The organism is Sedimentibacter sp. MB31-C6, from assembly GCF_035934735.1.
Taxonomy (GTDB): domain Bacteria; phylum Bacillota; class Clostridia; order Tissierellales; family Sedimentibacteraceae; genus Sedimentibacter.
On the sequence record NZ_CP142396.1, the window covers coordinates 2,203,290 to 2,217,772 of the forward strand.

Below are 14,483 nucleotides of genomic sequence, written 5' to 3' on the forward strand. Positions count from 1 at the left end.
AAAGCATACAAATAGGGAGATAAAAGTATGGATTATAAAGTAGACGAGATGAGAGCATCAGATTGGACGAAGGTTGCAGAAATTTACATGGAAGGAATAAAGACGAAAATAGCTACCTTTCAAAGTACGATACCAAGTTGGGAAGATTGGAATAAAGGACATTGCGAAACCTGTCGCCTAGTAGCTAGAGACGGTGATACTATTTTAGGGTGGGCAGCTTTATCTCCTTATTCTAGTCGCTGTGTTTATGCCGGGGTTGCAGAAGTAAGCATCTATATCGGTGAGCAATATCAAGGTCAAAAAGTTGGTACAGCATTACTGGAAAAATTAATTGAAATCTCTGAAGAAAACGGGTTTTGGACATTACAATCAGGGATTATTAAAGAGAACATTTCAAGCTTAAATCTACATAAAAAATGTGGTTTTAGGGAAGTCGGTTATAGAGAAAGACTAGGTAAAATGGATAACGGAAAATGGCATGATGTAGTATTAGTTGAACGAAGAAGTAAAATCGTATGAACAAATAGAGTAAAGTCTAAAACAATATTTAACCCTGAAATTAATTCATAATTACTTTCAGGGTTTTTCATAAATTAATATCTAAAAAACAAGAAGCTATAGCTTAACGCTGTTAAATTGTGGTATAATGATAACGTAAACATATTATTCTTGAACAGAGGTGTAGAATGATTAATAATACCATTAAAATAGCTATATTAGGATTTGGAAATGTTGGTCAGGCATTTGCAAAGTTGTTGATTGAAAAAGAAAGAGAAATATTTGAAAAATTTAATTTGAGTATTAGTGTAGTAGCAATTTCAACTAGAACAGACAGCTTACGGAGTATTTAGCGATTTAATAAGAGTATTAAGCAATATGAATTGTTAGTGGAAATTTAAAAACCTTCTTTTGCATTTTGTATTGTTTAGCAACTACCTGAATGCGGTATATTAATAATATTATTAATATACCGTAAAGGAGAAACTAACATGACAAATGAAGATAAAACTAGAAATAAAAAAGTGTTGTCACCAGAAGAACATGAGAAATTAATTAGTACATTAAAAGCACGTTTTGAGAAAAATATGTACCTCCACAAAAGTCTCGAGTGGGATAAAGTACAAGCTAAACTGGAAGCTAATACTGAAAAACTATGGTCACTCAATGAAATGGAAAGAACTGGTGGCGAACCAGATGTAATTGGTTATGATGAAAATGCTGATGAATACATTTTTTATGATTGTTCAGCGGAAAGTCCTAAATGGCGCAGAAGTGTTTGTTACGACCGTGAAGCACTTGAGTCAAGAAAAGAACATAAGCCGGAAAATAATGCTATTGATATGGCTTCTGACATGGGTATTGAACTTTTAACTGAAGAACAATATCGGAAGCTGCAGAGACTAGGAAAATTTGATACGAAAACTTCTAGCTGGGTGAAGACGCCTGAAAATATTAGAAAACTTGGTGGAGCAATCTTTTGTGATCGTCGTTATGACACGGTCTTTGTATACCATAATGGAGCAGAATCTTATTATGGTGCTAGAGGTTTCAGAGGATTATTAAGAGTATAAATTTTTCAATTATGTATGATTGTATAAGTTTTATTTTTGAGAGGTTAAAATGATTAGAAATTTTATAAATTCCGATTTAGATAGCGTTATGAAATTGTGGCTTAAAACCAACATAGAGGCACATGGCTTTATAGATAAAAATTATTGGCATAGTAACTATGAAACAGTAAAAAAAATGCTGCCAGATGCTACAATATTAGTTTATGAAGATAAAGGTATAATTCTAGGATTTGTGGGATTGATGAATAGTTATATCGCTGGAATATTTATAGATTCAGATAATCAATCCAAAGGAATAGGTAGATTATTGCTTGAATGTGCGAAAGAAAGAAATTCTGAGTTATCATTAAGTGTATATAAAAAGAATGATCGTGCAGTTAATTTTTATTTGAAAGAAGGATTTGTTCCTATTAATGAACAAATAGATGAAAATACAAATGAAACTGAAATAAATATGCAGTGGAAAAAATAATGACACGCATTTAAATTAATTACGAAAAGAGATTAAGCTATGAATTATTCATTTAGGTCAGTTTATTTACACTTATGGCCAAATGGTTGAATTTCCAAAATGTTGTATTATCAATGTAAGAGGTTACGAAAAAAGTCATCTTATAGTTTATTTTGATGGTATATTCTATGACCCTACTTCTGATGTTACTAATGATTATAAGTATGAAAATATTATAAGCTATATCGCTATAAATGCGTGAAATAATATACAATGGTAGGAAGTGTATATGAAAAAGAATAAATAAAATATACCTACTAACAATAAGTATCATGAAGTTTGAGAATAATTTATTAAGAGGAAAAAATGTACATAGTTTTTGATTTAGAATTTAATCAGAATTTCTGTGATGAATCAGTAAAGAAAATAAATAGATATATGTTCCCATTTGAAATAATACAAATAGGAGCTATAAAATTAGATTCGAATTTAAATGTTGTTGATTCATTTAGTCGTTATATAAGACCTGGTATTTATAATCCAAATTACATAAAACCAAGAATTAAGCAGCCAAAGAAAATAATAGATATTGAAGCTTTATTTAAGCAATTTGAAAAGATGTATAATAGAATAATTTCTGAAGAAGAAAAGTCAATGATTATTCTTGCCTATAAAATGGGAAAAACCAGTCAATTTTTAAAGGATAAAAATGACAATCAAACCTTGATTAATATGAATTAAAATTAATCACTTCTAAAAGCAGTTATAAATCCATCAAATATTTGCAACATGACTTTACAGAAATAACAGTAATTCCCTTCTGCACACATGGAGGAGGTGGGTGTTTGCCAAATTAAAAATGTAATAGCTGAAGAGTGCTCAAAATCCGTTATCTACCTGGTATTGCTGTAAATGGAATAGTTGAATCAGAAGATGTTACAAAGTGGCTTGAGACAATTGGATATGAATTATAAATTATTGATTATATTTTTCAAAGATGCTAAAATAAAGTAAAAAAGGTTAGCACTTATGAACAAGGAAAAGAAGAACATAATAATAACAATTATCATTATATTTGCATGTATATCTATGTATGTAATAGAAACATATTTTAAGTTAGAATACATTCTAAAATCAATGTATAAAATAATCTTATTTGCAGTACTTCCTTTAATTTACTGTGCATTTGATAAAGATATTAAATTAAAAGAATATTTTATTGTTAAAGATAAAAGACAAATATTTATTTCAATTGCATTAGGGTTGGGAGTGTATTTGTTTATATTAGTGGGGTATTACGTTCTTAAGGGATTTATTGATTTAGATAATATTGCATTACAGTTGCAGAACAATTTAAATGTAAACAAGGATAATTTTGTTTTTGTTGCTCTTTATATTTCTTTTATAAATTCAATGCTTGAAGAGTTGTTTTTTAGAGGATTTGGATTTTTAACATTAAATAGAAGTTCGTCAAGGATATATTCATATGTAATAAGTGCATTATCATTTTCGATTTATCATGTATCTATATTGGCAAATTGGTTTAATGTAATAATATATGTAGCATTTATAGCTGGATTGTTTGTAACAGGTTTATTTTTTAATTGGCTTAATGAAAAATATAGTAATATATATAATTCATGGATAGTCCATATGTGTGCCAATCTATCTATTAACACCATAGGCTTCATCATGTTTGGTATAATATAATTATATTAAAAATTTATCGTTTTGGCATCTTAAAATCAACTAGCGCATCATTTAAAAAATCATTAAATGGTTTCATCAAAAAGAATTTTGAGCATGCGAAATCTATAAATTCTTGTGGGTTTTCAAGCATAGAATCATTAAAATTAAATTCAATATACCAGCTTTTATATTTTAGATATTTCGCCATCGGATGGTTAGCATCAAATTCTTTAGGTACATTATATACCTTTTAATTCCTTTTTAGTTACATTTTAGTTACATTTGATAGGATTATGAAGCTTTTAATTATAATAGAATTATAGATAGAATTTTTCAACTTAAATGAAAGGAATAATATGAGAATTGGATATGCATGCAAGACATTAGGTGTATTAAATACTGATATGAAAAGTTGCATTTTAAAAAACGCAAGCAAAGAGAGAATTATAGAATTAACAAAACACAATTTAGCTGCTCTTAACAATATGATTGATTATAACATTGAAAACAATATAAAACTATTCAGAATTAGCTCAGATTTGATACCATTTGGCTCTAGTGCAGTTAACAATATAAAATGGTGGGAAATTTTTTCTGAAGAAATGAAATTTATTGGAAATAAGATTAAAAAAAGCAACATGCGCGTATCTGTGCATCCAGGTCAGTACACTGTTTTGAATTCTAACAAAATAAATGTTGTACAGAAAGCTGTTGAAGAATTAGTGTATCATACTAGAATTCTTGATAGTCTTAATATAAATTATGCGCACAAAGTAGTACTTCATATTGGCGGTGCTTATGATAATAAAAGGTTATCGATTGAAAGATTTATTGAAAATTACAAACTACTTCCTGATAATGTTAAAAGGCGTTTAGTAATAGAAAATGATGATAAAATATATAACATCAAAGAAGTTCTTGATATAGGATTAAAACTTAATATTCCGGTTATATTTGATAATCTGCATAACAAGATTAATTCTCCTGAACAAAAAATGAGAGAATTATATTGGATAGAACAGTGCAAAGTAACATGGAAAAAGGAAGATGGAAATCAAAAAATACATTACTCACAGCAGGCTGAACATAAGAAGATAGGTTCTCATTCAGATTTTATAAGTATTAATCAATTCATCAACTTTTATGAAATGCTCAGTAGAAATGATATTGATATAATGCTTGAGGTTAAGGACAAAAATCTTTCCTGCGTCAAATGTATAAATTGCACAACTAAAGAGTTGAAAATAAATGAATTAGAAGAGGAATATAGAAAATACAAGTATACAATACTTGAAAGATCACACTTCACATACGAAAAACTTATTGAATTATTGAAGGATAAAGAGGAACTTTCTGCAATATCTTTTTATAATCTTATAGAAAATGGACTTAAAAATGAAGGTGACTCTAATAGCTTTATAAATGCCGCAACGCATGTATGGGATAATTTAAAAAGTGATGCAACAGAAAAGGAAAAAGTCAATTTTTTTAAATATTTAGAAAGATATAAGAATCAAAATACAGGAATTAGAACAGTTAAAAATTATCTTAAAAAATTGGCTGTAAAATACGACCATAATTATCTATTGAATTCACTTTATTTTTATATATAGTAGGGGACGCATTGTATGCGTCCCAGATATGCATAAAATGCATACATACAATGTAATAAATTTTCAAATAATAACAGGTTGAAATAAACAAAGTTGGAGGGATATTATGAAGAAAAAGGATATATTTCTTGCACTATTCGTTGTAATGGTTTGGGGAGCAAATTTCACTGTAATAAAGTTAGGACTTAATGGTGTTCCTTCAATGTTATTGGCTTCATTAAGATATTTGATAACATTATTTCCAGCTATATTTATTGTTAAAAAGCCAAATATAGAATGGAAGTACATAATATTATATGGATTAACTGTAGGAGTAGGCCAATTTTCGTGTTTGTTTTATGCTATGGAAATTGGCATGCCAGCAAGTATTGCTTCAATAGTTTTGCAAATTCAAGCTTTTATATCACCAATTTTAGCATTTGTTATTATTAAAGAAAAATTAAAGTATAAACAAATATTAGGTTTTATAATCGCAGGTATGGGGTTATTTATTATTGGGTCGTATTCATCTTCTAATGATATAACAACAATACCACTTAATGCATTTTTATTAACATTATGTGCACCTTTTTTTTGGGCACTTTCAAATATTATAGCTAGAATTGCTTCGGATAAAGCTGAAGCAAAAGGAGACAAACTTAATATGTTGAGTTTAGTTGTATGGGCGAGTATTATTCCACCACTTCCATTATTAGGAATTGCATTATCGTTAAATACACCAGAAACTTTGATTAATACAATTGCTAATTTAAAAGCTATTTCAATATTTTCAGCCTTATATTTAGGCTATGTAGCTACATTATTTGGATATGGTATATGGAATGGATTGATTGTAAAATATCCTATTGGAAAAATAGCACCGTTATCACTTTTAGTTCCAATAACAGGATTATTAACTGCTAGAATTGTTCTTTCAGAGCAACTATCAAAAATGCAGTGGATAGGAGTTTCTATTATATTGATTGGATTAATTATAACAAATGTAAATTTTGGAGTATTCAAAAAAATTATTAAAAAGTATAGAATAATAAATAAAGCAGAAAGCGATTGATTGTATTCTATAATTAAAATTATTAATAATATAAATCTTTTACCGGAAAAATATACATATGAATGAGGTATTGACAACCTGAAATTAAAGACATATAATATCTTCTTGAAGCACGTTAATAATTATAAATTTATTATTATATACTCAAAGTTGCTTTTGTTTGCAACTTTATTTTTATGAAATACTATGCTTAGGGGGATGAACATGGAGCAAATTAGAGAAAATAAAATGGGCGTAATGCCCGTTAAAAAGCTTTTAATCAATATGTCTTTGCCAATGATGATTTCAATGATTATTCAAGCTTTATATAATGTAGTAGATAGTATATTTGTAGCAAAAATTAGTGAAAATGCATTAGCAGCAGTTTCACTTTCTTTTCCTGTACAGAATATGATGGTAGCAATTGCAGTTGGAACTGGCGTTGGAATCAATGCATTACTTTCAAAGAGTTTAGGAGAAAGAAATTTCAAGGAATCTAATAGAGCAGCTAATAATGGTATTTTTCTTGGATTACTTAGTTATCTTGTTTTTTTAATATTTGGGTTAACACTTGTAAAAACATACTTTTTATCACAAACAAATGATATTGAAATAGTGGAATATGGAACTTCATATTTGACTATAATTTGCTCAATGTCTATAGGTTTATTTGGACAAATAACTTTTGAACGATTATTGCAATCTACTGGAAAAACAATTTATAATATGATAACTCAAGGCATTGGTGCTGTTATTAATATTATTCTTGATCCAATTTTAATATTTGGATTACTTGGCATGCCGAAAATGGGAGTAGCTGGAGCTGCAGTTGCTACTGTAACTGGACAACTTGTAGCAACAATATTAGGGCTAATTTATAATTTAAAGGCAAATCCAGAAATAACAATAAAAATACGTGGGTATCGCCCAAATATGAATACGATTAAAAAAATATATTCAGTTGGATTTCCATCTATTATTATGCTATCTATTTCATCAATTACTACTTATAGCATTAATAATATTCTATTGAAATTTTCATCAACTGCAACGGCAGTATTTGGAGTTTATTTTAAATTGCAAAGTTTTGTATTTATGCCTGTGTTTGGTCTTAATAACGGTATGGTTCCAATAATATCTTTTAATTATGGAGCTCGGAAAAAAGAACGATTAATTAAAACAATAAAATTAAGCATTGAATTTGCAGTAGGAATAATGCTTATTGGATTTGTTGTTTTTCAAGTTTTTCCTGAAAAATTATTATTATTATTTAATGCTTCAGAAGAAATGTTGAGTATTGGAATCCCGGCACTTCGGATTATAAGTCTCAGTTATATCTTTGCAGGATTTTCTGTAGTGACAGGTTCTGTATTTCAAGCTTTTGGAAATGGTATGTATAGTCTTCTAGTTTCTATTTCAAGACAACTAGTTGTTTTAGTACCTGTAGCATATTTTCTTTCATTATCTGGAAACATAAATTTGGTGTGGTGGTCATATCCAATAGCAGAAATAGCATCTTTGATAGTAAGTATTATATTTTTAAAGAGTATTTATAGCTATAAAATTAAACCAATAGAAGAAATACAAACTATAAATGAAAAGGTAAAAGAGATGTCATATGTTAATTAGTTATCGTGCTTTTACTTGCAAAAGTTAATAAAAATAATTATTTACTTGTTAATATGTAATGAAAAAACTTCCATTATACAACTGTATAATGGAAGTTTTTTTATTTTCCCCTTGAAAAATCTAAAGATTAGCAGTATAATTCCATTAAATAACAAAATAGTATAAAATTTTTAAAGTTGTATAATATTTAATAAAGGGGCTCAAATGATTTTATCAGAATATTTAAAAAACTTAAAACAGAAACTTCAAAGCAATTTTGATTTAACTGAAAACTATGTTATTAACGAAATGAAGTATGACTTATTTGCTGAGTATCATGTACGAAGCGAAAGGTATGTTATGATAAAAAAGGCAGTTGCTTATGCAATTGAAGTCAATGAATTTTGCTTTATAAAATATTATGAAAAACTGGATAAGAATAAAATAGAAAATTTCATTGATTCCTTAATCAAATCTATTAATTTAGTTGTAAAGCCTAATAACGAACATATGTCAAGCATGATTACAGGAGTTATAGTAGTTGATGAAATGCCAAAAAGTGAGATTACGGATATTATTAAGAAATTTAAATATCATAAAGGATTCGCATTTGGATTTAAGGGTTGGGTTGATGTTCGAGTAATATTAGTCTCCCTTAATGAAGGATTTGTAATAACAAATAAAAAAGGAAAGGAGGTATCTGAAGTTTACAGTATATAAGTTAAGTACAATGAAACCGCTTGCGAATTAAAAAATCAAGGAGGTTTTTTCATGAATGCATTATGGTTAGTAATCATTAGTATTATTATTTTTATTGTGGCTTATATTACTTACGGAGCATGGCTAGCTAAACAGTGGGGAGTTGATCCAACGAGAAAGACACCTGCAAATGTGATAAATGACGGTATAGATTATGTTCCAGCAAAACCCGCAGTACTAATGGGACATCACTTTGCTTCTATAGCTGGTGCAGGACCTATTAATGGACCTATTCAAGCTGCAATATTTGGATGGGTACCAGTATTTCTTTGGATTATTGTTGGTGGTATATTTTTCGGAGGAGTTCATGACTTTGGTTCATTATTTGCTTCTGTTCGTCATGACGGTAAATCAATCGGAGAAGTTATTAACGTAAATATGGGAAGAAGAGGTAAACAATTATTTTCAATATTTGCATGGTTAACACTTCTTTTGGTTGTTGCAGCATTTACTAATATTGTTGCTAATACTTTTGCAACTGTTCCAGCAGCAGCATCATCATCATTGCTTTTTATATTATTAGCAGTAACTTTTGGATTTTTCGTTTACAGAAAAGGAATGTCATTAGGTATAGGAACAGTAATTGGCGTAGTATTATTATTTTTATGTGTTTATTTAGGATATTTGTTCCCACTTCAATTAAGTGTTAATACATGGATAATCATATTGATGGTTTATATATTTGTAGCATCTACTGCACCAGTATGGATATTGTTACAACCTAGAGACTATCTTAACTCGTTTTTGCTTTATGCAATGATAGCAGGTGCAGTAATAGGTATACTTATATTTAGACCTTCAATTCAACTTGCTTCAGTAACTTCATTCAATGTAAATGGACAATGGTTGTTTCCTATGCTTTTTGTTACAGTAGCGTGTGGAGCTATATCAGGATTCCACTCATTAGTAGGTTCAGGAACAACATCTAAACAAATAGATAATGAAGCTGACGCATTAAAAATTGGATATGGTGGTATGCTTATCGAATGTGTATTAGCAGTTATAGCATTAGTAACAGCTGCATATATATCTCAAGGAGAATTGACTGAGCTTCTTAAAGGTGGACCTGTAAATGTTTTTTCTGATGGAGTTGGAGTATTCATGTCGAAATTTGGTATTCCTTTTGAAGTAGGTAAAGCTTTTGTTGCATTAGCAGTATCTGCATTTGCATTAACTAGCCTTGATACTGCAACAAGACTTAATAGGTTTATATTCCAAGAATTCTTCGAAGATCCATCAAAAGAAGAAAAATCACCTCTTACTAATATGTATATTTCAACTGCAATAACTGTTTTAATTGGTGGTTTCTTAGCAGCAGGTGGATACGCAAAAATATGGCCTATATTTGGTTCTGCAAATCAATTATTGGCAGCACTAGCATTGTTAGCAATAGCAGTATGGCTTAAGAAAACAGGTAAAAACTATCATATGTTAGTTATACCTATGATTTTCATGTTAGTAGTAACACTATTTGCATTAGGATTCTTGATTAAAGCAAATATAGCTGCTGGCAATATTATACTTGTCATATTCCCAGTGTTATTGTTTGTCTTAGCAATAGTACTTGCAAAAGAAGGATATGGTATAGTATTTAAGAAAGATGATATTGAAAATGTATCAAAATCGTAAATAGCGTAAGAAAAAGGGTAGGACATATGTCCTACCCTTCGACTTTTGACAAATCATCGTCTTTTATATGTATGTATGCATTGCATGCATACCGCGGGACGCATAAAATGCGTCCCCTACAGCGTTATCTGTTTATGCTTCAACTCCACCATCAACTCTAATAATTTGACCGTCGATAAAAGATGAATCATCAGAAGCTAGAAATAAAGCTACAGAAGCAATATCTTCAGGTTGTCCAACCCTTTTTAAAGGACATCCTTCAATCATATGAGTTAATACATCAGGACCACCAATACTATCTACCATAGCTGTGTGTATTGCACCTGGAGCAATTGCATTAACACGAATTTCTGGTCCAAGTTCCCATGCCATTGATTTTGTCAAACCATTCATTGCATGTTTAGAAGAAATATAAGCAGCAAAGCCATGGTGTGCTGCGTATGCAGCAACTGAAGAAGTATTAATAATAACGCCTTTTCCTTTTTCTTTCATAACAGGTGCTACTAATTGAGTAAGATAAAGTGCGGATGTTACATTTACATTAAAAACCTTATCCCATTCTTCTAATGTTACTTCTTGAAGTGGAGACATACTCAATGAACCTGCATTATTAAATAAGATGTCAACAGTTCCGTAAGCCTCTAATGTTTTATCGAGAAGAACCTTAGCATCTTCTACCTTTGAGGTATCAATAAGTACATAAATTGCTTCATTGCCCTCACCTTTTATTTGTTCTACTACAGCTTTTGCTCTTTCTTCATTTCTACCAGTAACAACAACCTTTGCTCCTTCACGTGCAAATAATATTGCAGTTGCTCTACCCATTCCTGAAGTTGATCCAGTAACAATTGCTACTTTGTTTTTTAATTTCATAAAAGACCTCCTTAAAATTTTATTATAAATAATACAAATATATTGTAAAAATAATAACGTTTTCTCGATACTAGCATTTTGTTCATTTTTTGTCAAGAAAAATAAAGTAACTAATTAACCATAATTATACTTAATAATAGTTAATATTTTTTGACTATTATTTATCCAAAGCAATTCTTAAAATGTTAAAAAAATTCAATAAAATATATATATTGACTTTTAAGGAAATTAATGTATACTTTAGTTAAACGTTTAAATAAAAGATGCAGGTATGAAAATGAAAATTACAATAAAAGAAGTGGCAAAAGAAGCAGGGGTTTCTATTGCCACAGTATCAATGATTATAAACAAAAAAGATAAAAATATAACTGATGCTACGAGGATGAAGGTTTTGGAGGTTGTTAAGAAACATAATTACATTCCAAATGCAATGGCAGGAAGCCTTGTAACACAGCGAACTAATATTATTGGTTTAATTCTACCAGACATAACAAATCCGTTTTTCCCTGGTATTGCAAGAGGAGCGGAAGATAAGGCGAATAAATCAGGTTATAGTATTATTTTTTGCAATACAGATGACCAACTGGAAGTAGAAGAAAAATATATAGAAAATCTTACAAAAAAAATGGTAGATGGAATAATTATAGCACATTCATCTAATAGTAAAAAAATGCCTAAAATATTAGAAAGATGTAAGGCGCCGGTTATACTTATTGATAGAGATTTTTATTCAGAAAATATAAGAGGAAAAGTTCTTGTTGATAATTTAAATGGTGCATATAAAGGTGTGAATTATTTAATTAAAAATGGTTACAAAAAAATTGCATTTTTATCTGGGTCTCTAAAAACAAGAACAGCTACAGATAGATTAGAAGGATATAAGATGGCATTAAAAGATAATTCCATTAAATTTAATGAGCTGCTAGTAAAAAGCGGAGAATATAGAATTGAATGGGGAAAAAATGGAGTTAAAAAATTATTATCTACAAATGAGGATTTTGATTCTATTTTTTGTGGAAACGATCTTATTGCTATAGGAGCAATGAAAGAGCTAAAAGAAAATGGATATCATATTCCCGAGGATATAGGAGTAATGGGGTTTGATGATATTTATATGGCTGGTCTTGTAGATCCTCCATTAACAACGATAAGACAGCCAATATATGAAATGGGTTATAAAGCAATGGAATTATTAATAGATAATATTAATAATAAAAATAACAAGATAAGTAATCCACAGAAAATGAAATCCATAATTCTTGAAACAAAGATTATTGAGAGAAATTCTACTAATCCATTATAAGAGGGTGAAAAAATGAAAAAAGGGAAACTTTTAAATTCAGAAATTTCCTATGTTATTAGTAAAATGGGACATACTGATAGTCTAACTATTGGAGACTGCGGACTTCCTATACCTGATGGTGTTCAAAGAATTGATTTAGCTGTAATAAAAGGTATACCAAAGTTTATTCCTGTTTTACAGGCTATTTTAGAAGAACAGTTAGTCGAGAAAGTTATTCTTGCTGAAGAAATTAAAGAAAATAATTCAGAATTGAATAAAGAAATTATTGAAATTCTTAAACAAGAGGAAAGAAAAAGTGATAGATTAATTAATGTCGAATACATTCCTCACGAATATCTAAAGCAAGAAACTGCAAAATCAAAAGCTGTAATAAGAACAGGTGAATATAAACCTTATGCGAATATCATTTTAGTTTCTGGTGTTACATTTAACTAGAAATTCAAAGTTAGGTGGTGGTTAAGTGGAAGATATTGTTGTATCTATGAAACATATAAACAAAGAATTTTCTGGCGTAAAAGTACTAAAAAATGTGGATTTTAATATTTATAAAGGCAAAGTTATGGCATTGGTTGGCGAAAATGGAGCAGGTAAATCTACATTAATGAAAATTCTAACTGGTATTTATTTGAAAACAGAGGGAGAAATTTATCTTAATGGAGAGAACGTTAACTTCAATGACACTTTAGAATCCCAGAATTCTGGAATTGCAATTATTCATCAAGAACTAAACTTAATTCAAGACATTTCTATTGGAGAAAATATATTTTTAGGTAGAGAGCCTATTACGTCTAACAGAAGAATTCTATGGAATGAGCTATATAAAAACACTCAAATATGGCTAAACAAGTTAGGGTTAGAAGAAAATCCTAAAGAGTTAGTAAAAAATATAAGTATAGGGAAACAACAACTAGTAGAAATCGCCAAAGCTCTTTCTGTAGATGCAAAGGTAATTATAATGGATGAACCAACAGGAGCTTTATCCCCTACGGAAACAGAGAAACTCTTTGATGTAATAAGAGATTTAAAGAACGAAGGAAAGAGCATAGTATATATTTCCCACAGGCTTAAGGAAATTTTTGAGATATGTGATGATGTAACAGTTTTAAGAGACGGCGAGTTCATTGGTGAAAAAAGTATTGATAGCATTGATGAAGATACAATTATTGAGATGATGGTTGGGAGAAAACTCAATGAACAGTATCCAAGAATAGAAACTGAAATTGGAGATGAAATATTAAAGGTTGAAAATTTAAGTAATCAATTTGTCAAAGATGTCTCCTTTTCATTATATGAAGGAGAGACTTTAGGTGTTACTGGTCTTGTAGGTGCTGAAAGAACAGAACTTATGAGAACTATATACGGTATTTATTCTTATAGTAAAGGTGATATTTACTTACATGGCACAAAGATAAACATTCAGTCTCCTATGGATGCATTAAATCTTGGCATTGCATATGTTACTGAAGATAGGAAATCAAATGGAATTATAAATGGTATGAATGTAAGAGAAAATATTACATTATCCTCTTTGAAAATGTTTCAAAGTATATTAGGTTATGTTGATAAAAGAAAAGAAGAAATTGAATCGAAAAAATACATAGAAAATATATCAATAAAAACTACAGGTACAAATCAGTTATTAAAATTTCTAAGTGGAGGAAACCAACAAAAGGTTTCCATAGCAAAGAATCTCATGACTGAGCCAAAAGTGCTTATTTTGGATGAACCGACAAGAGGTGTTGATGTAGGTGCAAGAAAAGAAATTTATGATTTAATAAATAAATTCAAAAGTGAGGGAATGAGTATAATCATGGTATCTTCAGATATTCCTGAAGTGCTTGGAATAAGCGACAGAATTATGGTAATGCATGAGGGACGGGTTTCTGGGTTTTTACAAAGACAAGAAGCTACTCAGGAAAGCATTATGACCCTTGCTGTAGGAAAGGATGTGAAATAG

15 protein-coding genes and 1 pseudogene are annotated in these 14,483 nt (G+C 29.5%); 14 read left to right on the forward strand and 2 right to left on the reverse strand.

The annotated features are described in order from the left end of the window. Positions 1 to 27 precede the first annotated feature (27 nt). From U8307_RS10450 to U8307_RS10475, 6 genes are all read left to right on the forward strand, one after another. Positions 28 to 519 carry a GNAT family N-acetyltransferase gene (locus U8307_RS10450; protein ID WP_326907658.1) on the forward strand — a complete coding sequence of 164 codons (492 nt, stop codon included), beginning with the start codon at positions 28 to 30 and terminating at the stop codon, positions 517 to 519. Positions 520 to 686: 167 nt separating this feature from the next. Then, positions 687 to 851, forward strand: coding sequence for an NAD(P)-binding domain-containing protein (locus U8307_RS10455; RefSeq protein WP_326907660.1), 165 nt, complete (start codon positions 687 to 689; stop codon positions 849 to 851). Between the two features lie 138 nt (positions 852 to 989). Further along, a complete protein-coding gene (locus tag U8307_RS10460) occupies positions 990 to 1,571 on the forward strand; it encodes a DUF4256 domain-containing protein (RefSeq protein ID WP_326907663.1) in 582 nt (193 codons plus the stop codon). A gap of 49 nt (positions 1,572 to 1,620) precedes the next feature. Next, positions 1,621 to 2,043: an N-acetyltransferase gene (locus U8307_RS10465; RefSeq protein WP_326907665.1), complete on the forward strand. Its 423-nt coding sequence runs from the start codon at positions 1,621 to 1,623 to the stop codon at positions 2,041 to 2,043. 345 nt (positions 2,044 to 2,388) lie between these two features. Beyond that, a complete protein-coding gene (locus U8307_RS10470) occupies positions 2,389 to 2,763 on the forward strand; it encodes a hypothetical protein (protein ID WP_326907666.1) in 375 nt (124 codons plus the stop codon). Between the two features lie 288 nt (positions 2,764 to 3,051). Further along, positions 3,052 to 3,732 carry a CPBP family intramembrane glutamic endopeptidase gene (locus U8307_RS10475; RefSeq protein WP_326907668.1) on the forward strand — a complete coding sequence of 227 codons (681 nt, stop codon included), beginning with the start codon at positions 3,052 to 3,054 and terminating at the stop codon, positions 3,730 to 3,732. A 13-nt stretch (positions 3,733 to 3,745) separates the two neighbouring features. Here U8307_RS10475 and U8307_RS10480 read toward each other — a convergent pair. Continuing rightward, a pseudogene (locus U8307_RS10480) lies at positions 3,746 to 3,940 on the reverse strand (DUF2461 family protein); the annotation flags it as partial. A 127-nt stretch (positions 3,941 to 4,067) separates the two neighbouring features. On the opposite strand from U8307_RS10480, the gene uvsE reads away from it, so the two are divergent. The 5 genes from uvsE (at position 4,068) to U8307_RS10505 (ending at position 10,350) form a co-directional block, all read left to right on the forward strand. After that, positions 4,068 to 5,324 carry a UV DNA damage repair endonuclease UvsE gene (gene uvsE, locus U8307_RS10485; RefSeq protein ID WP_326907670.1) on the forward strand — a complete coding sequence of 419 codons (1,257 nt, stop codon included), beginning with the start codon at positions 4,068 to 4,070 and terminating at the stop codon, positions 5,322 to 5,324. A gap of 106 nt (positions 5,325 to 5,430) precedes the next feature. Further along, the gene (locus U8307_RS10490) at positions 5,431 to 6,375 is read left to right on the forward strand and encodes an EamA family transporter (protein WP_326907672.1); all 945 of its coding nucleotides are present in this window, start codon (positions 5,431 to 5,433) and stop codon (positions 6,373 to 6,375) included. 198 nt (positions 6,376 to 6,573) lie between these two features. After that, positions 6,574 to 7,983, forward strand: coding sequence for an MATE family efflux transporter (locus U8307_RS10495; RefSeq protein WP_326907674.1), 1,410 nt, complete (start codon positions 6,574 to 6,576; stop codon positions 7,981 to 7,983). A 204-nt stretch (positions 7,984 to 8,187) separates the two neighbouring features. Beyond that, entirely contained in the window at positions 8,188 to 8,682 is a 495-nt protein-coding gene (locus U8307_RS10500) for a hypothetical protein (RefSeq protein ID WP_326907676.1), read from the forward strand. A 51-nt stretch (positions 8,683 to 8,733) separates the two neighbouring features. Next, positions 8,734 to 10,350: a carbon starvation CstA family protein gene (locus U8307_RS10505; RefSeq protein WP_326907677.1), complete on the forward strand. Its 1,617-nt coding sequence runs from the start codon at positions 8,734 to 8,736 to the stop codon at positions 10,348 to 10,350. A 132-nt stretch (positions 10,351 to 10,482) separates the two neighbouring features. Here the strand turns inward: U8307_RS10505 and U8307_RS10510 are convergent, their stop codons facing one another. Then, on the reverse strand, positions 10,483 to 11,223 hold the full coding sequence (locus U8307_RS10510; protein WP_326907680.1) for an SDR family NAD(P)-dependent oxidoreductase: 741 nt from the start codon (positions 11,221 to 11,223) through the stop codon (positions 10,483 to 10,485). Between the two features lie 277 nt (positions 11,224 to 11,500). Here U8307_RS10510 and U8307_RS10515 point away from each other — a divergent pair, with 277 nt between their 5' ends. Genes U8307_RS10515 through U8307_RS10525 form a run of 3 tightly spaced genes read left to right on the forward strand, consistent with a single transcriptional unit; the run spans position 11,501 to position 14,483 of the window. Continuing rightward, positions 11,501 to 12,526: a LacI family DNA-binding transcriptional regulator gene (locus U8307_RS10515; protein WP_326907682.1), complete on the forward strand. Its 1,026-nt coding sequence runs from the start codon at positions 11,501 to 11,503 to the stop codon at positions 12,524 to 12,526. A 12-nt stretch (positions 12,527 to 12,538) separates the two neighbouring features. Then, entirely contained in the window at positions 12,539 to 12,961 is a 423-nt protein-coding gene (gene rbsD / locus U8307_RS10520; protein ID WP_326907684.1) for a D-ribose pyranase, read from the forward strand. 46 nt (positions 12,962 to 13,007) lie between these two features. Beyond that, the gene (locus tag U8307_RS10525) at positions 13,008 to 14,483 is read left to right on the forward strand and encodes a sugar ABC transporter ATP-binding protein (RefSeq protein WP_442985547.1); all 1,476 of its coding nucleotides are present in this window, start codon (positions 13,008 to 13,010) and stop codon (positions 14,481 to 14,483) included.

What these genes read in the sequence shown, in the direction of transcription:
- U8307_RS10450 (WP_326907658.1), top strand. Translation starts at nt 28, where the DNA reads ATGGATTATAAAGTAGACGAGATGAGAGCATCAGATTGGACGAAGGTT.
- U8307_RS10455 (WP_326907660.1), top strand. Translation starts at nt 687, where the DNA reads ATGATTAATAATACCATTAAAATAGCTATATTAGGATTTGGAAATGTT.
- U8307_RS10460 (WP_326907663.1), top strand. Translation starts at nt 990, where the DNA reads ATGACAAATGAAGATAAAACTAGAAATAAAAAAGTGTTGTCACCAGAA.
- U8307_RS10465 (WP_326907665.1), top strand. Translation starts at nt 1,621, where the DNA reads ATGATTAGAAATTTTATAAATTCCGATTTAGATAGCGTTATGAAATTG.
- U8307_RS10470 (WP_326907666.1), top strand. Translation starts at nt 2,389, where the DNA reads ATGTACATAGTTTTTGATTTAGAATTTAATCAGAATTTCTGTGATGAA.
- U8307_RS10475 (WP_326907668.1), top strand. Translation starts at nt 3,052, where the DNA reads ATGAACAAGGAAAAGAAGAACATAATAATAACAATTATCATTATATTT.
- uvsE (WP_326907670.1), top strand. Translation starts at nt 4,068, where the DNA reads ATGAGAATTGGATATGCATGCAAGACATTAGGTGTATTAAATACTGAT.
- U8307_RS10490 (WP_326907672.1), top strand. Translation starts at nt 5,431, where the DNA reads ATGAAGAAAAAGGATATATTTCTTGCACTATTCGTTGTAATGGTTTGG.
- U8307_RS10495 (WP_326907674.1), top strand. Translation starts at nt 6,574, where the DNA reads ATGAACATGGAGCAAATTAGAGAAAATAAAATGGGCGTAATGCCCGTT.
- U8307_RS10500 (WP_326907676.1), top strand. Translation starts at nt 8,188, where the DNA reads ATGATTTTATCAGAATATTTAAAAAACTTAAAACAGAAACTTCAAAGC.
- U8307_RS10505 (WP_326907677.1), top strand. Translation starts at nt 8,734, where the DNA reads ATGAATGCATTATGGTTAGTAATCATTAGTATTATTATTTTTATTGTG.
- U8307_RS10510 (WP_326907680.1), bottom strand. Translation starts at nt 11,223, where the DNA reads ATGAAATTAAAAAACAAAGTAGCAATTGTTACTGGATCAACTTCAGGA.
- U8307_RS10515 (WP_326907682.1), top strand. Translation starts at nt 11,501, where the DNA reads ATGAAAATTACAATAAAAGAAGTGGCAAAAGAAGCAGGGGTTTCTATT.
- rbsD (WP_326907684.1), top strand. Translation starts at nt 12,539, where the DNA reads ATGAAAAAAGGGAAACTTTTAAATTCAGAAATTTCCTATGTTATTAGT.
- U8307_RS10525 (WP_442985547.1), top strand. Translation starts at nt 13,008, where the DNA reads ATGAAACATATAAACAAAGAATTTTCTGGCGTAAAAGTACTAAAAAAT.